Origin of the sequence: Microvirga soli (assembly GCF_016734765.1) — a bacterium.
Taxonomy (GTDB): domain Bacteria; phylum Pseudomonadota; class Alphaproteobacteria; order Rhizobiales; family Beijerinckiaceae; genus Microvirga; species Microvirga soli.
On the sequence record NZ_JAERQE010000002.1, the window covers coordinates 292,016 to 311,527 of the forward strand.

Here is a 19,512-nt window from a genome sequence, read left to right on the forward strand (position 1 = left end):
GACGCAAAAAAGCCTGGGACTCGCAGGATCATAGGTTCCCCTGGGCTCGGCCCTGATTTTTCAGGGTCGGCTCCCTTGCAGGAGAATACCTATGGAACACAAGCCTGTAGAGAAGCTGCGTAGCGTCGCTGAGGTGCATGAGTTCAACCAAGGTTTCCTGTCCCGCCGCGAGCGCCTTGAGCGTTGGGCGGAGGTGCTGGAGCGCCAACCGAAGCGGCGCTTGAGGTCTCTGGGAGAGATCGAGTTCGTCCCGAAGGACAAGCGGCCGCAATTGCGGTCGGATGAGTCGCCGATCACGGTCGCCTTCGAGGATCCGATCCTTCGGGCAGCCGGCTTGAAGGGCGATACGCTCGGGGACGCCATGGAGTTCTTCGAGTTGTCCGAGGGAGCCTCTCACCGTCTTCTCTGCTCCTGCATGAACGGCTGGAGCATGGAGGCCGGAACGACCGCCCGAAAAGTTCATCGCATCGCGAACCCTGATCATCGGCTCACGTTATTGACGGCAGCCGGGTTGCTGACTGCAGCGCCCGCTGTGCTCTATCTGCTGAGCTGAAGAAACCTGCAGCGTCGAGCCCTCTCAGGGCACGAGGGCTCGATGGCTGGTCGATGTAGGGGCAATGGGAATGTCGAATGAGCCGGCGCGTCGCATCGGGCTGCCGTGGTACCGACCTGAGGATTACCCCCGTGTCCGCGAAATGATGGCCGACCGGCACAATCTCGCCTCCACCTATGAGAGCTGGCTCGCGGCTGCCGAGAACAATGAATCCGTCGGCAGACAGGCCGGCCTTCACGTCACGCGCATCATGATCGAGCCTGAGGCTTTCGCCCGCTGGTGCACCGAGAGAGGCGTGGAGCCCGACAGCGCGGCACGCAGGGACTACGTTGCCGAGAAGAACTCCGAAAACGCCCCTTGATAGGGGCATAAAGCCAAGCCTTGAAGTCTCCTCCCCGGTTCCTAGTTGCCCGAGCATCATGGTGGAGGGACACCCTTGCTGAACGAAAACGGCACGAGCAGCGATATTTCCACTCTCGCACACAGGACTGACGGGTCAGCCGAAGCGGCACAAACCATGCGCGCTGCCATTCTCACGGGACCTGGGCAAATCGAGGTGCGCCAAGTGGCGCGCCCGGAGCCCGGTCCTGGTCAGGTCCGCCTGCGCCTGGAAGGGTGCGGCGTCTGCGCCTCTAATCTCACCCCCTGGGCCGGGCCCGAATGGATGCAGTATCCTACCGAACCGGGTGCCCTCGGACATGAAGCCTGGGGCTTCGTGGATGCCCTTGGCGAGGGTGTCGAGAATCTGTCGATCGGTGATCGCGTTGCGGCGCTCTCCTACAGGTCCTATGCCGAGTACGACCTCGCCGATGCAGGAGCCGTGATGCGGCTGCCTGAGGCGCTTGCAGGGCAGCCTTTTCCCGGCGAGCCGCTCGGCTGCGCCATGAACATCTTTCGCCGCAGCGAGATCGAGGACGGGCAGACCATCGCCATCATTGGCATCGGCTTTCTCGGTGCCATCCTGACAAAGCTGGCAACGGACGCTGGCGCTCGCGTGATTGCGATTTCACGCCGGCCGTTCTCGCTCGATCTCGCCCGCCGTATGGGTGCGGCCGAGACGATCCCGATGGATGATCACAACGGGATCATTGGGAAGGTGAAGGAACTGACGGGCGGCATGTTCTGCGACCGCGTCATTGAGGCTGTCGGCAAGCAATGGCCGCTGGACCTCGCCGGTGAACTGACTCGCGAGCGCGGCAAGCTGATTGTCGCCGGCTACCATCAGGACGGTCCGCGCCAGGTCAATATGTGGCTGTGGAACTGGCGCGGCATCGATGTGATCAACGCCCATGAGCGCGACCCGAATATCTACATGCAGGGCCTTCGCGAGGCGGTGGGCGCCATCTCATCGGGCCGGATCGATCCAAGCTCCCTCTATACACACACCTATCCTCTGGATCGGCTGGGCGAAGCGCTCAATGCCACCCGCGACCGGCCGGACGGCTTCCTCAAAGCTCTGGTGACCTACTGATGGCGCCGCAGGCCTCCCTCAAAGAACAATCCGAAACGTCGCTGGCCCGCCCCTGTATCGGGTTCCTCGGTGTCGGCTGGATTGGCCGGCACCGCATGCAGGCTATCCTCGGTGCGGGAGCGGTGGATGCAGTGGCCATTGCGGATGCTTCACCGGAGATGGCTTCGGAGGCGGCCAAGCTGGGGCCGGATGCGAAGCTCGTCTCGACGCTCGACGAGATCCTGGATCACGGCGTGGATGGCGTGGTGATCGCAACGCCCAGCGCCATGCATGCGGAGCAGTCGATCCGCGCGCTGGAGCGCGGGGTTGCGGTGTTCTGCCAGAAGCCGCTCGGCCGTACCGTCTCGGAGGTGCAGGCGGTGGTCGAGGCCGCCCGAAAGGCAGATCGACTGCTCTGCGTCGATCTCTCCTACCGCTTCACGGAAGGCATGCGTCGCATCCGCGAGATCATTGCCTCGGGAGAGCTGGGGCATATCTACGCCGTAGACCTGGTGTTCCACAACGCCTACGGCCCGGACAAGCCATGGTTCTACGATCCGGCTCTCTCCGGCGGTGGCTGCGTGATGGATCTCGGCGTCCACCTCGTCGATCTGGCGCTGTGGGGCTTGAACAATCCTGGCGTCGCCAGCGTCACGGGCAAGCTCTTCACGGGCGGTGCGCCGCTCAAAGATACCGCGACGCAGGTCGAGGATTATGCGGTCGCGACCGTGGAGCTGGAAACCGGCGCGGTGGTGCAACTCGCCTGCTCCTGGCGATTGCAGGCAGGACGTGAGGCCGTGATTTCCGCCACCTTTTACGGCACGCAGGGCGGCGTATCGCTGCGCAACGTGAACGGCTCGTTCTACGATTTCACCGCGGAGCGCTACTGGGGCACCTCAAGCGAGACGCTGACGACACCGCCCGACGAATGGGGCGGCCGAGCGGCGGCCGACTGGGCCTCGCGGTTGGCGGCAGGCGAGCGCTTCGACCCTGCGGCGGATCACCTGGTCGATGTCGCGCGCGTGCTGGACCGAATTTACAGACGATAAGAATCGGCATGCAGAAAGCCCAATTGAAAGAGGCGGCTGAACCCGGTTCAGCCGCCTCTTTTCGTAAGTCATTCAGTAGTCAGGTTCAGAGCACTTCCAGAACCTTGCTGGCCTGCGTCGACTGGCTCGAGGGTGCATAGCGCCGGATCATGGTGGCGCAGAACTCCGCGAACTCTTCCTTCACCTGAGGAGCGCTGGTGTGATGCGGCGCAATTCCGCGATGCTCGGGGGTGAAGCAGAAGGTCACCGTCACGTCGAAATCGGCGAGCGCCTCCATCTGCCGGTCGAACCAATCCATGGCATTGGGCCGGAAGCTGTCGGCCCAGGACAGGCCTGTGCGCAGATACTTCACGCCCAGCCGCTTCATCCACGTCACCGCGTCGTCGAGGCGGTGATCCTCATAATGGAACCACTGACACAAACCCATTTGGGAAGCGCATTTCGCATATTCCTCAAGAGCAGGCTTTGGGGTGCCATCTTCGCGCAAAAGGCCCATGTAGAAATGGCGGAAGTAGGAGGATCCTTCCGCTTCCCGGTGCCGCGTGGTTGCTTCCCAGGCACGGGGCAGGTCGTAAAGGCTGTACCAGTGGATCTTCGGTACCTTGCCGATGAGAAGCTCTGCGGTTCTGTTCAGACCCCACACCTGCACTTCTTCGGCCCCGAAGGTCGAGATGCCGACCTCGCTGACCCAGATAGGCTTGTCGGTGACAGCCCGGATCTCATCGATTTTTGATGGCCACTCATGGATCTGCCACAGGTTCCAGTCGAGCGGGAAGCCGTGCACGGCAACAACGTCGAGATGTTCGAGGGCGCCATGGGCTTCTAGCTTCTTGATGAAGCCGGGATCGATGGGGGAGATGCCGCCGAGCACACGGGGAAGGTTGGGATTCTCGGTCTTGATCGCTTGACCGGCGGCAATCACCATGTCGGAGAAGAGCTTCCAATCCGGATCGATCTCCGGATCCCAGTGGGACTTGTTGTTCGGCTCGTTCCAGATCATTGCGGCTTCGATCATGCGGGTCTCCCTTGAGCCGGGTAGACAGCGCCCGCGCCAGACGGGGCATCGACACGGCGACAGATGTAAACTTCGGTTTCCGGGTGCTGGACGATCTCGAACCCGGCGCTGCGAAGCATGGCTTCCACGCAGGCCGAGTTCGGCGCCCACCAGTTGGTCGGATCATCGGCATAGCGGTGCTCGATGAAGTGCATTTTGGGGTAACGCGGATCGTCGAAATGGTCTGTTTGCCAGAAAGTGTAGTTCTCATCGACCGGCATGGTGTCTGACGAGCCGCGCTGCATCGACTGAAACACGAGGAGATTCTTGGCGACGTGTTCGTGAATGAGGTCGAGGGCAAGAAGAGGGTGGCGCAGGTGGTAGAGAACGCCCATGAAGAGCACTACGTCGAACTTCTCGCCAAGCTGTCCCAGGTCGTAGACCGAAAGCTTTTGGAACTCGATGTCATAGCCCATCGTTTGAGCGGCGAAACGGGCCTGAGCCAGATACGCATCGTCGAAATCAACGCCCAGCACACGCTCCGCGCCGCGCTTCTTCATCTCCATGGAGTAGAAACCGCCATTGCAGCCGATATCGAGCACGCTTTTGCCGGTGAGGTCCTGCGGGATCGCATCGGCGAATTGTTCCCATTTCACGGCAGGGTAGTTGCCGAGGAAATGGTCGGGCGCAGTCCAGACGCCGCCTTTGAGCTCGATATTGTGAAACCAGGGGCCAAGTGCATCGGCTCTCCGGCGGATTTCTTCCGGTGGCATCGGGTCAAATGCGTTCATCGTGGAGTCTACTCCCTGTTCAAATCATGCAGTCCACGCGGCAGCCGACCGGCGGGCCAGCCCAGGGCCACCCGGGCGCCTGTGACGTTCTCCTGCTGGGCCGCTTCGCTCAGCAAGCCGATGGCCGACCGGTAGCCGTGCAGCGTCCCGACATCGACATAGGATATGCCGGCCTTTATCCCGAGGGCCTCGCCTCCTTGGGCGAGATAGGCGTTCACCAGAGTGCCGAAATATTCATCCTCACGGATGCGGGAGAGCCAGAGCTGGCGCAGCGCTACGAGCACATGGCCCGGCATCTTGAAGGCGCCCCAGATCCAGCTTGAGGTTGCATCCTCCCGCTTCACCTGAATCTCCTGCACGCGCATGGTCTCATCCAGGACGACAGCATCGAAGACCTGCGGGTTGTCGACTGGGAAAAGCAGGAACGAAAGTTTGTCTTCCGGCAGCTCCGCAAGGGCTTTCTCGGGAAACCAGACCGTGTCCGGCAGGCCGACAATCACGCTCTCATCGGCAGGGATCAGAGGGGCCGCCTGGAAGATGGCGTCGCACAGGCCACTCGCCTGCGGCTGGACCACATAGGCGATGGAGGCGGTGCCATAGCTTGCGCCGTAATACTCCATGATGTCGGACTTGCCGGGCGAGATCACGAAGCAGATCTTGTTGGCACCGCCATGGATCATGCGCTCGACCAGGTACTCGCTGACCGCGCAGGGACGCTCTACCCCATCGTCGAGCCGGCTGCCCACCGGGAGAAGCTCCTTCGAGAAGGCCAGCGGCTGGATGCGGCTGCCGATCCCCGCTGCGGGAATGATCCCCCACATGGTCAAGCCTCCATCATGGCGGCAGAGCCGCCGGTTGATGACGGGATAGAACTGGCGTCCTCCAGCAGGATCTCAAGCTCGCGCGCCCGATGCTCCGAGGTATGGTTCGCAAGCACCCGCTCGCGACCGGCCCTGGCGATCCGCTTCAACTCGGCATCCGTGAGATCGAGGGCGCTGACGGAGTCTTCGCTTGTCTCCGCGATGAGAATTTCCTGGCCAGGTTCGAAGAAGCTGTCAAGGCCCTCCCAGTTGTCCGACAGGATGGGTGTCCCGCAGGCCGCGGCCTCGAACAGGCGTCCCGAAGGGCACCATCCCATCTCCGCCATGGCCTGCCGGGTGATGTTGAGCGTCAGACGCGAGGACGAGAAGAAGGCGGGATGCTCGGACGGCGGCAAATGCCGGACGAAAGAGATGTTAGGCTGCCAGGGAAAGTCGGCAGGGTATTGCGCGCCTCCGATCAGGAAGTGGTGTCTCGGACGCAAGCCCGCAGGATCGATGAACAGGCGCTGCAGGGCGGACTGTCGATCCGCCGCAAAGGTGCCGAGATACGAAAGATCCGAGACATAGTGATCTGCCGGCTGCACCGGATGGTGTACGTCGGGATCCACATGCCCGTAAAGCGGCGCTACACGGCGGGCTCCAAGCTCCGACTGAAGCCTGTCGAGGGCACGACCGCCTGTGTAGCTGAGCGCCAGGTCGAAGTCGCGCAGGCCTCGTGAGCCGATATAGGTGATGGGCTCACCTGCCTCCAGGCGCGAGAAGGTAACCGGCGTGTCGAGATCATAGAACACATGTAGCGGAAGCGGCGCGTTGAGCAGGAGTTCGCTCGCCGGGATGCCGTCCGGGCAGTAGGAGGTCGCGATTGCCACATCCGCATCGCCCAGTTCGGTCTCGGCCCGTCGACGGATGTCATCCCATTGCTGGTAGAGGACGAGATCGCCGCCTGGAATCTCGAAGAGGTCCCGGTTGGCGGCGTAGTAGGGCGCATCCTTTTCGAAGAACACGACCGTGTGCCCGCGTTTCGCAAGGGCACGGATGAGACCTCGCCAGAGCGTCGCGTGGCCATTGCCCCAGGACGAGGATATTGTGAGACCGAAAATGACGATCTTCATGCGGCCACCACCTCGTTCAGGCGCAGCACTTTGGATCCCCAGTCGCCGACCACGAGGGTGCTGATGGAGGCAGGCTCGATGTCGAAGCGCCCATAGGCGTCGAGCGGCAGGCCGAGATGGTAGAGCAGGGCGGCTTTAATCACGTCACTGTGGCTGACAAGGATCACGGAGCGATCCGGATAGCGGCTGCGCAACTTCTCCAGGACGGCCACGATCCGCGCCTGCGCTTCAAGCATGGTCTCCCCGTAGGGCGGACGGCTGTTGCTGCGGGCATTGTTCCATACCGACCAGCGGGGATCCTGTGCCAGAGCCTCGAAGCTCGTGCCGGACCACGCTCCAAAATCGATCTCAGCGATGCCTTCGCAGATTTCAAGCGGCTGTCCAAGGCGGGTCGCGATAGGCTCGGAAGTCTCGACGGCCCGCTCAAGAGGGCTTGTGTGAATGCTGGCTATGGTCTCAGTAGCGAAGCGCTCCGCCAGGCGTTCAGCCTGAGCCTTTCCGAGCGTGCCAAGGTGCACGCCCGGCATGCGCCCGCACAAGACGGTGCCGACCCTGTCGTGGGCCGCATGGCGCACAAGATAGAACGTGGTGGTCACGTTTTGGAGCCCCTATTCTTCATCGCCGTCGATGAAGCGGATGGTTCTATCGCGGGCCTCGTTGTCGGTGAACTGCTGCGGCGGCGACTTCATGAAATAGCTGGAGGGACCCGTCAGCGCTCCGCCGATCTTGCGATCCATGGCGAGCTTCGCGCAGCGCACCGCATCGATCACGATGCCGGCGGAGTTGGGCGAGTCCCAGACTTCGAGCTTCACCTCCATGTTCAGCGGCACGCCGCCGAACGTGGTGCCCTCCAGGCGGATATAGGCCCATTTGCGGTCCGTGAGCCACGGCACGTGATCGCTCGGGCCGACATGGATGTCGCTGGCGGGCAAGGGGATGTCGAGCTGGCTTGAAACGGCCTGCGTCTTCGAGATCTTCTTGGATTCGAGCCGCTCCCGTTCAAGCATGTTCTGGAAGTCGGTATTGCCGCCGAAATTGAGCTGATAGGTCCGGTCGAGCCGCACGCCACGCTCGCGGAAGAGATTGGCCAGCACGCGATGCACGATGGTGGCGCCGACTTGGCTTTTGATATCGTCGCCGATGATGGGAAGATTGCGCTCCTCGAAGCGCTTGCGCCATTCCGGATTGGACGCGATGAAAACCGGAATGCAGTTGACGAAGGCACAGCCCGCCTCCAACGCCCGCTCGGCATACCATTCCGTCGCCTTTTGGGACCCTACGGGCAGATAGGAGACCAGGACGTCCGTCTTGGACTGGCGCAGGATCTCCGTGACGTCGGCCTCGTCCTGATCCGACTCCTTGATCTCCTCGCGCAGATACTTGCCGAGCCCATCCAGGGTCTTGCCGCGATGGACGATGATGCCGCTCTCCGGAACGGCAGAGAAACGCTGCGTGTTGTTGGGCGTAGCGAAGATCGCCTCGGAGACATCACGGCCGATTTTCGAGGCGTTCACGTCGAAGGCAGCGGAAACTTCGACATCGCTGATATGATATCCGCCGATCTCCACATTCATCAGACCCGGCACGGGCTCGTTGCCCTTCGCATCCTTGTAATAGGAAAGGCCTTGCACGAAGGACGAGGCACAGTTGCCGACGCCCACGATCCCGACACGGACCTTTCCCGTATTCATGATCCATCTCCCTTGTGCTGACGGAAGAACGCTTCTTCCCAGGCGAACGCATGCCCGGGGGCCGCAGACATCAAGCCTCGGCTCTCTCTTAAGCTTGGCTTCCAACGGTTGAAGAACGTTTGTTGTTCCGCTCGGATTGCGGGCCTTGTGACTCTTGTCTTGTCTATTCGCCGCCCAAAGTAATAAAACAGCTCAGGAACAAAGATGATGTTGGTTTGTTTCCGAAAGGTAACCTTAAGTTTGGGATGAGATTCGCAAGGCGGAAAGCATCCGAAATCTGCGTGATATATTTTCGATAGGAATGCATGCATTCCCCGCGTCACATTTCCAAACCGGAAATGGAGTGACGCTTCGTGCTTTATCCATCGGTACTTAGACCAGAAACCAGTCTGGAGATATCTCGTGACGGATACCATCCTCATCACCGGCGGTGCGGGTTTTATCGGGCGTTATGTTGCGCGCGCCTGCTTACAGCGCGGCCATCGGGTTCGGGTGCTCGACAGCCTGATCGAGCAGGTTCACGGCGACAAGACTCAGGCCGACGGGCTCGATCCCGAAGTCGATGTGGTCGTTGGCGATGTGCGTGACGAGACTGCAGTCCTGAAGGCGCTGAAGGGGGCTACCAAGGTTGTCCACCTTGCCGCGGAGGTCGGTGTGGGTCAGAGCATGTACGCCGTCGACCGCTATGTTTCCGTGAACGATTACGGCACGGCGGTATTGTTTCAGCAACTCATCGACAATCCTGTCAAGCGCGTGGTCGTCGCCTCGTCCATGAGCATCTATGGTGAGGGTCTCTACAAGGACGCGGAAGGGCGGATCCGCGAGGATGTTGTGCGCACGCCCCGCGCGAGCGAGAACGATCCCTGGGATCCCCTCGATGAGCAGGGGCGTCCCCTCATTCCGGTCCCGACTCCGGAATGGAAGAAGCCGGCATTGGCATCCGTCTATGCTCTGTCCAAATATGTCCAGGAACGGCTGACGCTCACCCTCTGCCCGGCTTACGGCATGGAGGGTGTGGCTCTCAGGCTCTGGAATGCCTATGGCCCCGGACAGGCCTTGTCTAATCCCTACACCGGTGTCCTCGCGATCTTCGCCTCGCGGCTCCACAATGGCCAGCCGCCGATGATCTTCGAGGACGGGCAGCAGCGCCGCGACTTCGTGCATGTCGAGGACGTGGCGCAGGCTTTCGTCCTGGCGCTCGAGCACGAGAAGGCCCCGGGCGGCGTCTACAATGTGGGCAGCGGCCAGGATCGCACCGTGTCCGAGGTTGCAGAATTGCTGTCCCAGGCCATGAACCGGCCCATGGCGCCCGAAATTGCCGGCAAAGCGCGCATCGGCGACATCCGCCATTGCATCGCCGACATCACGAAGATCCAGGAAGAACTCGGCTACAAGCCGAAGAAAGACTTTTCTGAGGGCTTGGCGGAACTCGCCGATTGGGTCGCCAAGCAGGAAGCCAAGGATCTCGTGCAGGAAGCCCGCAAGGAGCTTGAGGCGAGAGGCTTGGTGGCATGAAGACATCCGACACTCATGCCGGTGCCCCTGCCGCCCTTCGTCGGAGGCCTGTTCTGGTCACCGGCGGTGCGGGCTTCATCGGTTCCAATCTCGCCGACCGCTTCGCAAGCGAAGGTCATGATGTTCTGGTCTATGACGCCCTCGCGCGTCCTGGCGTCGATCGCAACCTGGAATGGTTGAAGAAGCGGCATCCGAGCAAGATCTCGGCCATCATCGGCGACATTCGCGACGAGACGGCTGTGGCCGATGCCGCGGGTGAGGCGCAGGCCGTGTTCCATATGGCGGCGCAGGTTGCCGTTACGACGAGTCTTGTCGATCCGCGCGAAGATTTCGAGATCAATATCCGTGGCACCCTGAACCTGCTCGATGCGCTCCGGCAACGCAACGAGCGGGTGCCGCTGATTTTCGCGTCCACCAACAAGGTCTATGGCGATCTTGCAGATGTGGAACTCGAGCAGACGAACAATGCCTACAGGCCCCGCGATCCCGCTATCGGTGATTTCGGGGTTGGGGAAGCGCGGCCGCTCGACTTTCATACTCCCTACGGCTGCTCCAAGGGTGCGGCCGATCAGTATGTTCTGGACTATGCCCGCTCCTTTGGCCTTCCCACCTGCGTCATGCGCATGAGCTGCATTTACGGGCAGCGGCAGATGGGTACAGAGGACCAGGGCTGGGTTGCTCACTTCCTGATCCGTGCTCTCGAGGGTGAGCCCATCACGATCTATGGTGATGGCTGCCAAGTCCGCGACGTGCTCAACATCTCCGATGCAGTCGATGCCTACGTGGCTGCATGGAACCGGATCGAAGCCGCTCAAGGCCGGGCCTTCAATCTGGGTGGAGGACCGACGAACGCTATCAGCCTGCGCCAGCTCATTACCCATATCGAGGACGTGATCGGCCGCCCGGTCCAGACCATCTATTCCGACTGGCGCGCTGGCGATCAACGCTACTACGTGTCCGATACCCGGCTCGTGACGCGGGAACTCGGCTTGAAGCCGCCAACCTCATGGCTCAAGGGCGTTGCCGCTCTGGCGAACTGGCTGCAGGCGGAGAGGGGGCTTGCTCCGTCGGGATCAGCATCTCGCCTGCAGACCGCCGGGGCCCTGTCATGAGGGTGTTCCTCGGGGCCAACTTGCACATCGCCGAGGGCTGCAATGTCCGCGCTTGAGGCCGCAGGTGCCCTGCATGTGCTCATGACGGCCGATGCAGTCGGCGGGGTTTGGCAATATGCCCTCGACCTTGCCGCCGGCCTGCGGGCGCATGGTGTCAGAACGACCATCGCGGTGCTGGGTCCTGCACCATCGATGGATCAGCGGGCCATGGCAGAAGCGGCTGGCGCGGAGGTTGTCGTAACGGGCCTTCCCCTCGATTGGACCGCATCCAATCAGGCTGAGGTGAAAGAAGCCAGTCATGCCGTCGCGCGCCTCGCAGCGCAGGTCCGGCCGGATCTCGTTCATCTCAACACGCCTGCATTGGCAGCCGACGCGCCGTTCGATGTTCCGGTCGTAGCAGTCTGCCATTCCTGTGTCGCAACCTGGTGGCAGGCGGTCAAGGATGGGCCGCTGCCGAAAGACTTCCTGTGGCGCACGGATCTTGTCAGGCGAGGCTATGCTGCTGCCAGCAGGCTCATGGCGCCCACTCTGGCATTCGCTCAGGCAACGGCTGAGATCTATGGGCTCGCGCAGGCTCCTGCCGTTGTGAGAAACGGAAGGCGTGACTTGCAGGGCCAAACGCGGCCTCAGGACAGGACTTTCGTTTTCACAGCAGGACGCCTTTGGGACGAAGGAAAGAATTTTGCAGCCATTGATCGCGTCGCTGCGCGCCTCTCGGTCCCGGTGCTTGCCGCTGGTCCGCTGCAGGGGCCGAATGGTGTACGGATCGAAGCACATCATGCCGAGCCTCTCGGTCGCTTGAGCGATGACGATGTCGCTCGGTATCTCGGCAAGCAGCCGATCTTCTTATCGACGGCCCTCTATGAGCCCTTCGGTCTCGCCGTCTTGGAGGCGGCCCAGGCTGGCTGCGCGCTTGTCCTCACCGATATCCCGACCTTCCGCGAACTCTGGGAGGGTGCGGCGTTGTTCGTCGATCCAAGGGATGAGAGTGAAGCCGCCGCAGCGATTGAACGATTGGTGCAGGACCCGGACGCGCGGGCTGCTTTGGGACGTGCAGCCAGAAAGCGGGCTGAATCCTATTCCGTTGAGGCCATGACTGAAGGTGTGCTGAGAGTTTATCGATCCGTGCTTGCCGGCACACAGCACGAATCCTCTCTTGAGGGCGCTGCCGCATGAAGTTTGTTTATTTCACCCATTCCCTTGCCTCCTGCTGGAACCATGGCAACGCGCATTTCCTGCGCGGCGTGCTGCGCGATCTCGTTCATCGCGGCCATGAGGTGGCGGCCTATGAGCCCAGGGATGCATGGAGTCTTGAGAACCTGCTGAAGGATCATGGCGGGACAGGGCTAGATGCCTACCACAGTCTCTATCCCGAGCTTTCGTCAACCGTTTTCGATCCTGAGCTCAATCTGGACGAGACCCTTGCTGACGCTGATGTGGTGATCGTCCACGAATGGAACGATCCTTGGCTGATTGCTGCCATCGGCAAGGTGCGCAGGAAGGGCGGCCGGTTCACGCTTCTCTTCCATGACACGCACCACCGGGCGGTCAGCGACCCCAATGCCATCCGCCAGTTCGATCTCGACGGCTATGACGGCGTTCTCGCCTTTGGCGAGACCCTTGCGGAGGTCTACCGCCGTTGGGGCTGGGGTGAGCGCGTCCATGTCTGGCATGAGGCTGCCGATACACGTCTCTTTCATCCACCGGCCGAAGAGACTGAGCGCAAAGGTCTCGTCTGGATCGGCAATTGGGGCGACGACGAGCGCAACACCGAACTGGAAAGTTTCCTTTTCCGTCCGGCGCAGACCGTCGGTCTCTCGCTGGATATCTATGGGGTCCGCTATCCCGAACATGCGCTTGAAACGCTGGCCCGCTATGGTGTCACCTATCGCGGCTGGCTGCCCAATGCACGCGCTCCTGAAGTGTTTGCCCGTCATCTGGCAACGGTGCATGTGCCTCGCCGCTTCTATGTCGACATGCTGCCGGGCATCCCCACCATCCGCGTGTTCGAGGCCCTGGCTTGCGGCATCCCGCTGATCTCCGCGCCTTGGAGCGACTCGGAAGGCCTGTTCAATCCGGGAGCGGATTATCTCGTCGCGCGGGACGAGGCTGAAATGGAGCGCCATCTCAAAGCGGTCGGCAACGATGCCGACCTGCGTCGCTCATTGGTGGAGAACGGCCTCAATGCCATTCGCAGCCGCCATTCGTGCACCCACAGGGCCGAACAGCTTCTTGCCATCCTCGCCACTCACGGTGCCGGAGCGCCGATGGAGATGTCCGCATGAAAATCGCCTTTTATGGCTCCAGTCTTCTCTCCTCCTACTGGAACGGCGCCGCCACCTATTATCGCGGATTGCTGAGCGATCTCGCCCGCCGTGGCTACAGCATCACTTTCTACGAGCCCGATGCCTTCGACCGCCAGAAGCATCGTGACATCGAGCCGCCGGAATGGGCCGAGGTGAAGGTCTATCCGGCTACCGAGGAGGCCATGCGCGGCGTGGTGGCTGAAGCCGCGAAAGCCGACGTGGTGGTGAAGGCTTCCGGCGTCGGTGTGTTCGACCACGAACTGCTCGAAGGAGTGGTGGCCGCATCACGTTCGGACGCCATCCGCATCTTCTGGGACGTGGATGCCCCGGCAACCCTCGCCGAACTGCGGGAAAGCCCGGATCATCCGATCCATCGCACTATGCCGGCGCTCGATCTGGTGCTCACCTATGGCGGAGGCCCACCGGTGATCGCAGCCTATGAAGGCTTTGGCGCCCGACGCTGCATCCCGGTCTACAATGCCTGTGATCCATCGACCCACCATCCAGTGCCGGCAGACGGGCGTTTCAAGGCGGATCTCTCCTTCCTCGGCAACCGCTTGCCTGACCGCGAAGCCCGCGTGGAGCAATTCTTCCTGGAGCCCGCCGCCCGCCTGCCGAACCGGAGCTTCCTCATCGGCGGCAACGGCTGGGAAACGAAGGGCATGCCATCGAACGTGCGCCATATCGGCCATGTCTATACACGCGATCACAATGCCTTCAACACAAGCCCACTGGCGGTGCTCAACATCGCCCGGGACTCGATGGCCACAACAGGCTATTCGCCTGCCACCCGTGTCTTCGAAGCGGCCGGCGCCGGCGCGTGCCTGATCACCGATGCCTGGGTTGGCCTTGAGCTTTTCCTGAAGGAAGGTGAGGAGGTGCTCGTCGCCCGCGATGGCAAGGACGTGGCCGATCATGTCGAGGCGCTGACACTCGAGCGTGCCCGCGCCATCGGCGATGCCGCACGGGCGCGGATCATGGCCGAGCACACCTATACCCGTCGCGGCGCGGAAGTGGACGAGATCCTCCGCGAGGAGGCATCCCTGAAGCGTGAAAGGAGCGTGGCGTGAGCAAGCTTCGCGTCGTCGTTCTGGGCCTGAGCCTGTCCTCGTCGTGGGGGAACGGCCATGCGACGACCTTCCGCGCACTACTAAAAGCCTTTGCATCACGGGGGCATAATATCCTGTTTCTTGAGCGGGACGTGCCCTGGTACGCCTCTCATCGCGATCTGAAGGATCCTGATTTCTGCCGGCTTGAGTTTTACTCGAGCCTGGACGATCTCAGGCGCTACCGCGACACGATCGCCGGAGCGGATGCGGTCATAGTCGGTTCCTACGTGCCCGAGGGTGTCGCTGTCGGGCAATGGGTGCAGCAGACGGCCAAAGGCGTGGTGGCGTTCTACGACATCGATACGCCGGTGACGCTCGCGAAACTGGAGCGGGGCGATTACGAATATCTCACCCCCGCTCTCATCCGCGATTACGACGTTTACTTCTCCTTCACAGGTGGTCCCACTCTCGATTATCTTATGGAGCATTACGGCTCGCCGGCGGCTCGGGCGCTCTATTGTTCCGTTGATCCTAAGGCTTATCCCGCGCTCGATCACGAAAAGCGGTGGGATCTCAGCTATCTCGGTACCTACAGCCCTGACCGGCAGCCCACCCTTGAGCGTCTTCTGATCGAGCCGGCGCGCCGTGCGCCGCACCTGCGCTTCGTGGTGGCGGGCCCGCAATACCCGGACGATATCGACTGGCCGTCGAATGTGGAGCGCATCGACCATGTCCCTCCCGGCGAGCATCCGGTTTTCTATGCCCAGAGCCGCTACACGCTCAATGTGACCCGAGCTGACATGATCCGCGCGGGATACAGCCCGAGCGTTCGCCTCTTCGAGGCGGCGGCCTGTGGGACGCCCATCATTTCCGACATCTGGGATGGGATCGAGACCTTGCTCGAGCCGGGGCGGGACATCATCCTTGCCGAGACGTCGCAGGATGTTCTCGAGGTGATCGATGCATGGCCTGAGACCCGACGGAAGGCCATGGGCGCTTCGGCGCAAAAGCGAATTTTGGCTGAGCATACGGCAGCTCACCGCGCGGCGTCCATGGAGCATGATTTTATGGAAGCGATGCACCGCATGGTCAGGAATTCTTCTCTCGCCTTGCATGTCAGGGCCTGACTTGGTGAACAAATTCGGAAGCCGGCATCGAACCGGTGCCAAGCTTCAACGTTGGACCGGACAAGTTTTTACCTCGGGATCTCTGCTGCCGATTTGTGAAGGAGCGTTCGCATGAAGAATGGCAAAGACAAGCACGTCCTCGTTGCGGGTGGCGCCGGGTTTTTAGGATCCCACCTCTGCGATGCTCTTTTGAGCGAAGGCGCTCACGTGGTTGCGATTGACAATTTTCAGACAGGCCGGAAGCAGAATTTACCTCATCTGGAGCGCGAGCCACGTTTCGATTTGATCGACAGCGATATCATCAAGCCACTGCCGGCACGGTTGCGCTCCAAGCGGGTCAAGTTCGACGAGATCTACAATCTCGCCTGCGCGGCCTCGCCGCCTCATTATCAGGCCGACCCCGAGCACACGATGCTCACGAGCGTCGTCGGCACGCACAATCTTCTGACATTCGCAGAGGAGATCAGGGCTCGCTTCTTCCTTGCATCCACGAGCGAGATCTACGGCGATCCCGAAGTTCACCCACAGACCGAGAGCTATTGGGGTAATGTCAATCCCACAGGTCCTCGCGCTTGCTACGACGAAGGCAAGCGGGCCGCCGAAACCCTGACCTTCGACTTCGACCGTTCCGGTCGTGCTGATGTCCGGGTTGCGCGGATCTTCAACACCTACGGCCCCCGCATGCGTGCCGATGACGGCCGCGTCGTCTCGAACGTGATCTGCCAGGCGCTGGCCGGCGAGGACATCACGATCTATGGGGACGGAAGCCAGACGCGCTCGTTCTGCTACGTGTCGGATCTCGTCGACGGATTTCTCCGGCTCATGGCTTATGAAGATACATTCCCGGGCGCGGTTAACCTCGGCAATCCGGTTGAACTGACCGTTGGCGATCTTGCCGAGAAGGTTCTGGCGATGACGGGCTCCTCCTCCCGCGTCGTTACCCGGCCTTTACCCATCGATGATCCGCGCCGCCGCCGCCCCGACATCACACGCGCCAAGCAACTCCTCGGCTGGTCTCCACGTACTTCTCTTGAAGCTGGCTTGAAGTCTACGATCGCGTGGTTCTCCGACGAGGCGGCTCACGACGGGAAATCCAGCCGGACATCATCTGCCCTGGAGAGTACGGCCACGGCGGGGCAGCTCTAAGGACCGGTTACTCTCTCATTCTCTTATGATGAGTTGCATCAGTGCGCTGACAGTCTGTCGGCGCATTCTTTGTGCTATTCCGCTTTGCCTTTCTTAAGAGTCTTGTGGAAGTCGTGATGGTGATTGCAGGACGGCTCCCAATCAACAGAGCGCAAAGAAAAAAGGCGCCCCGAGGAGCGCCTTTTGCCAACTATGTCTGGCAGATCAGCTCTTCGCGACGCCGATCGTATCTGCCATCTGCGCGCCACGAGTTCCCATGGGCTGATGGGTGCCTTCCGTTGTGTCCTTGGCTGTCTGGTGCTCCATCTCGGCGTTGATCTCTGCGCCGAGCAGGACGACGATCGATGAGATCCAGATCCATGTCATGAAGCCGATTACCGCTCCGAGCGAGCCGTAGGTTTCGTTGTAGCTGCCGAAATTCGCCACATACCATGAAAACAGCATCGACACCGCAAGCCAGAGAACGGCAGCGATGATGCCGCCCGGCGTGACCCATTTCCACTCTGCCTTGTCGCGGCTCGGGCCGTAGCGATAGACTAGCGACAGCCCGAACACGACGATAAGCAGCAGGACCGGCCAGCGCGCCAGCGACAGCAGCCACTCAAGGCTTCTGCCTAGGCCGATAAAATCCAGAAGGATCGGAAGGACGATGATGCCAGTGACAGCGAGAATGATGAAAAGAATGGCCCCTAAGGTGAATGAAAGGGACATGATGTTCAGCTTGACGAAGCTCCTCTTCTCCTCCTCGTCATAGACAATGTTGAGGGCATCAAAGACGGCCTTCATACCGGCGTTCGCGCTCCAGAGCGAGAGCACCAGGCCTATGATAAAGCTGAAACCCAAGGTCCCGCCACCTTGCGAGGCAATTCGCGTGACCTGTTCGCGGATAATGTCGAGGGCGCCGCTGGGAAGGACGCCTGACAGGGTGTTGAGGTGATCCTGCAACGACACGGGGTCGGCGAAAAGACCATAGAGCGAGACCAAGGCGGCGATAGCTGGGAAGATGGCGAGAAGAGCATAATAGGTCACGCCGGCGGCAACGGACATCACCCGATCCTTGCCGAATTCCTCATAGGTGCGCCACAAGATGTCTTTCCATCCCTTGGATGGAATTTCAGTGGGCGTGTCCGCGCTGCGCCCGCGGCCCTTCTCATTGGCGGCATGTGGCGGGGCATGCTGTTTCTCTGAAAAACCCGTATCTCTATCCTGAGTTTGACTTGCTCCTCGCTGCTGAGGGCGCCGTGCTGGACTCCCAGCTGTAGCCGGAACGGGCCGGCGTTCCCCGGATGCCACAAGCCTTATGAGGGCCCACCCGAGCACCACAGCCCACATGGTTGTGGCGGCCGAGGAGGTTTGCTGCGTTCCAGGTTGCTGGACAGCCGGATTATTCGCCATAGTCAGACACAGCCTCACTTGTCGGTTGCCAGCCGGAACGGCTTTGGCTCAACCGTAAACCGCGCAAATTAGGCAGCGGTTCCAAATGGTTGTCTCCGTCGCACAGGATAACGTCTGCAAAGTTTCGCACTTGATCCTGCAAGGGTATGTTTCGAACAGGGCTGCACTACAACCCAGGATGAGTCCTTCAACCTTGACTTTAAGGAGCAGCAATGACGCGAGTGGCGCGCTGGGTCACAGGCCTCCTCATTGTCATCGCGGCTCTCCTGGCGATCCGCGCCGAGTTTCCCCGCATCATCCATGAGCCCGGCTTGTGGGATTTTGGATCCTTCGTGGCATCCGGCCGCGCAGCAAGCGAAGGGCTCAATCCGTATGGGATTTACCCGCTGACTCTTCGCGTGGAGTTGCCGGGGTTCGAATCGTGGAATCCTAATCTCAATCCGCCTATCTCGGCGCTTTTGTTCCAGGCCTTCGATGTGGCAGATCCTTATGTGACATATCAGGTCTGGCGCTGGATCTCGGTGGCTATCTATGCGGCGGCGATCCTTCTTCTCGTCAGCCGGGGCAGCAATCGTGTTGAGGCATTGGTCATCGCCATATGGGCTTTTGCGATGGCCGGATTCTGGGACACGCTCTTTCTCGGGCAGATCTATCTGCCGCTGGTTCTCGCAGGCGTTGCAGCGTGGCTACTGCTTGAGCGAGGAGAGGGCTTTTGGGCTGGTCTTCTCATCGGCATCATCGTGGCCATGAAACCGAACTTTCTGGTCTGGCCGGTGCTTCTGCTTCTCTCGGGGCAGCATCGGTCTGCGCTTGCTGCCTTCGTCACGGCCGGCGCCATCAGCTTGATCCCGCTGGTGATCTATGGGCCCGATGTTTACCGCCAATGGTTCGAGCTCGTCGCTGCAGACGGAGGCCGTGCTCTCTTTCTCACGAACGGATCCTTTGCTGGACTTGCCGCGCGGGCCGGCATCCCGTCGTTCGGTCTGGTGATCGGCATTCTTCTCCTGCTGGGGTTGGCGGTCTGGGCTTTGTGGCGACGGCCCGATGTTCTCACGGTCAGCGCCATGGCACTCCTGGCCTCAATTCTTGCTTCGCCGCTCGGCTGGATTCATTACACGCTGTTCCTGCTCCCCGTGGTCGTGATGCATTGGAACCGATTGGCCATGCGGGTCGTCGCCCTGCTGCTCATCATCCCGGTCCCCTTCATCATCGATCAACTGGGAAAGCCGGCTTGGCTTCAGCTGACCATCGGTTCCGTCTATGGCTGGGCACTGGTGCTGTGCCTCGTCATTCTCATCGCTGAGGAGTGGCGTCGCATCAGGCAGGGCGATGGCCGGAAATCGTCCGCGATGCCGTTGCCTGAGCGCCAATACAGGTCAACTGCCTCTTGAGGATGCGATT

19 protein-coding genes are annotated in these 19,512 nt (G+C 61.2%); 12 read left to right on the forward strand and 7 right to left on the reverse strand.

The genetic code is table 11. The annotated features are described in order from the left end of the window. Nucleotides 1-91: 91 nt before the first annotated feature. The 4 genes from JKL45_RS03175 to JKL45_RS03190 all read left to right on the forward strand — a co-directional run bounded on the left by JKL45_RS03175 (nt 92) and on the right by JKL45_RS03190 (nt 3,052). Complete coding sequence (locus JKL45_RS03175) at nt 92-553, forward strand: hypothetical protein (protein ID WP_201859653.1); 462 nt, start codon at nt 92-94, stop codon at nt 551-553. A gap of 70 nt (nt 554-623) precedes the next feature. Then, complete coding sequence (locus JKL45_RS03180; protein WP_201859654.1) at nt 624-914, forward strand: DUF8829 domain-containing protein; 291 nt, start codon at nt 624-626, stop codon at nt 912-914. A 156-nt stretch (nt 915-1,070) separates the two neighbouring features. Next, on the forward strand, nt 1,071-2,024 hold the full coding sequence (locus tag JKL45_RS03185; RefSeq protein WP_201859790.1) for an MDR/zinc-dependent alcohol dehydrogenase-like family protein: 954 nt from the start codon (nt 1,071-1,073) through the stop codon (nt 2,022-2,024). After that, nucleotides 2,024-3,052 carry a Gfo/Idh/MocA family protein gene (locus tag JKL45_RS03190; RefSeq protein ID WP_201859655.1) on the forward strand — a complete coding sequence of 343 codons (1,029 nt, stop codon included), beginning with the start codon at nt 2,024-2,026 and terminating at the stop codon, nt 3,050-3,052. Before JKL45_RS03185 ends, JKL45_RS03190 begins: the two co-directional genes overlap by 1 nt. An 85-nt stretch (nt 3,053-3,137) precedes the next feature. On the opposite strand, the gene JKL45_RS03195 is transcribed toward JKL45_RS03190, so the two are convergent. From JKL45_RS03195 to JKL45_RS03220, 6 genes are read right to left on the reverse strand one after another with little or no spacing between them, the layout of a single operon-like run. Then, nucleotides 3,138-4,067 carry a glycoside hydrolase 5 family protein gene (locus tag JKL45_RS03195; RefSeq protein ID WP_201859656.1) on the reverse strand — a complete coding sequence of 310 codons (930 nt, stop codon included), beginning with the start codon at nt 4,065-4,067 and terminating at the stop codon, nt 3,138-3,140. Next, on the reverse strand, nt 4,064-4,837 hold the full coding sequence (locus tag JKL45_RS03200) for a TIGR04290 family methyltransferase (protein ID WP_201859657.1): 774 nt from the start codon (nt 4,835-4,837) through the stop codon (nt 4,064-4,066). The genes JKL45_RS03195 and JKL45_RS03200 overlap by 4 nt, the downstream gene beginning before the upstream one ends. 8 nt (nt 4,838-4,845) lie before the next feature. After that, on the reverse strand, nt 4,846-5,658 hold the full coding sequence (locus JKL45_RS03205) for a sugar phosphate nucleotidyltransferase (protein ID WP_201859658.1): 813 nt from the start codon (nt 5,656-5,658) through the stop codon (nt 4,846-4,848). A 2-nt stretch (nt 5,659-5,660) separates the two neighbouring features. Then, nucleotides 5,661-6,770, reverse strand: coding sequence for a CgeB family protein (locus tag JKL45_RS03210; RefSeq protein ID WP_201859659.1), 1,110 nt, complete (start codon nt 6,768-6,770; stop codon nt 5,661-5,663). Further along, nucleotides 6,767-7,366 carry a histidine phosphatase family protein gene (locus JKL45_RS03215; RefSeq protein WP_201859660.1) on the reverse strand — a complete coding sequence of 200 codons (600 nt, stop codon included), beginning with the start codon at nt 7,364-7,366 and terminating at the stop codon, nt 6,767-6,769. The genes JKL45_RS03210 and JKL45_RS03215 overlap by 4 nt, the downstream gene beginning before the upstream one ends. Before the next feature lie 12 nt (nt 7,367-7,378). Next, nucleotides 7,379-8,461, reverse strand: a complete 1,083-nt coding sequence (locus JKL45_RS03220) for an inositol-3-phosphate synthase (protein WP_201859661.1) — start codon at nt 8,459-8,461, stop codon at nt 7,379-7,381. 402 nt (nt 8,462-8,863) lie between these two features. On the opposite strand from JKL45_RS03220, the gene JKL45_RS03225 reads away from it, so the two are divergent. From JKL45_RS03225 to JKL45_RS03255, 7 genes are all read left to right on the forward strand, one after another. Then, nucleotides 8,864-9,976: an NAD-dependent epimerase/dehydratase family protein gene (locus JKL45_RS03225; protein WP_201859662.1), complete on the forward strand. Its 1,113-nt coding sequence runs from the start codon at nt 8,864-8,866 to the stop codon at nt 9,974-9,976. Beyond that, the gene (locus JKL45_RS03230; protein WP_201859663.1) at nt 9,973-11,088 is read left to right on the forward strand and encodes an SDR family NAD(P)-dependent oxidoreductase; all 1,116 of its coding nucleotides are present in this window, start codon (nt 9,973-9,975) and stop codon (nt 11,086-11,088) included. The genes JKL45_RS03225 and JKL45_RS03230 overlap by 4 nt, the downstream gene beginning before the upstream one ends. 42 nt (nt 11,089-11,130) lie before the next feature. Then, nucleotides 11,131-12,264, forward strand: coding sequence for a glycosyltransferase family 4 protein (locus JKL45_RS03235; RefSeq protein WP_201859664.1), 1,134 nt, complete (start codon nt 11,131-11,133; stop codon nt 12,262-12,264). Then, complete coding sequence (locus JKL45_RS03240) at nt 12,261-13,373, forward strand: CgeB family protein (RefSeq protein ID WP_201859665.1); 1,113 nt, start codon at nt 12,261-12,263, stop codon at nt 13,371-13,373. Before JKL45_RS03235 ends, JKL45_RS03240 begins: the two co-directional genes overlap by 4 nt. Continuing rightward, complete coding sequence (locus JKL45_RS03245; RefSeq protein ID WP_201859666.1) at nt 13,370-14,464, forward strand: CgeB family protein; 1,095 nt, start codon at nt 13,370-13,372, stop codon at nt 14,462-14,464. Before JKL45_RS03240 ends, JKL45_RS03245 begins: the two co-directional genes overlap by 4 nt. Beyond that, a complete protein-coding gene (locus JKL45_RS03250; RefSeq protein ID WP_201859667.1) occupies nt 14,461-15,570 on the forward strand; it encodes a CgeB family protein in 1,110 nt (369 codons plus the stop codon). The genes JKL45_RS03245 and JKL45_RS03250 overlap by 4 nt, the downstream gene beginning before the upstream one ends. Nucleotides 15,571-15,681: 111 nt before the next feature. Then, on the forward strand, nt 15,682-16,716 hold the full coding sequence (locus JKL45_RS03255) for a UDP-glucuronic acid decarboxylase family protein (protein WP_201859668.1): 1,035 nt from the start codon (nt 15,682-15,684) through the stop codon (nt 16,714-16,716). A gap of 204 nt (nt 16,717-16,920) precedes the next feature. On the opposite strand, the gene JKL45_RS03260 is transcribed toward JKL45_RS03255, so the two are convergent. Continuing rightward, nucleotides 16,921-18,111 carry a YihY/virulence factor BrkB family protein gene (locus tag JKL45_RS03260; protein WP_201859669.1) on the reverse strand — a complete coding sequence of 397 codons (1,191 nt, stop codon included), beginning with the start codon at nt 18,109-18,111 and terminating at the stop codon, nt 16,921-16,923. A gap of 212 nt (nt 18,112-18,323) precedes the next feature. Here JKL45_RS03260 and JKL45_RS03265 point away from each other — a divergent pair, with 212 nt between their 5' ends. After that, nucleotides 18,324-19,502, forward strand: a complete 1,179-nt coding sequence (locus JKL45_RS03265) for a glycosyltransferase family 87 protein (protein ID WP_201859670.1) — start codon at nt 18,324-18,326, stop codon at nt 19,500-19,502. Nucleotides 19,503-19,512 lie beyond the last annotated feature (10 nt).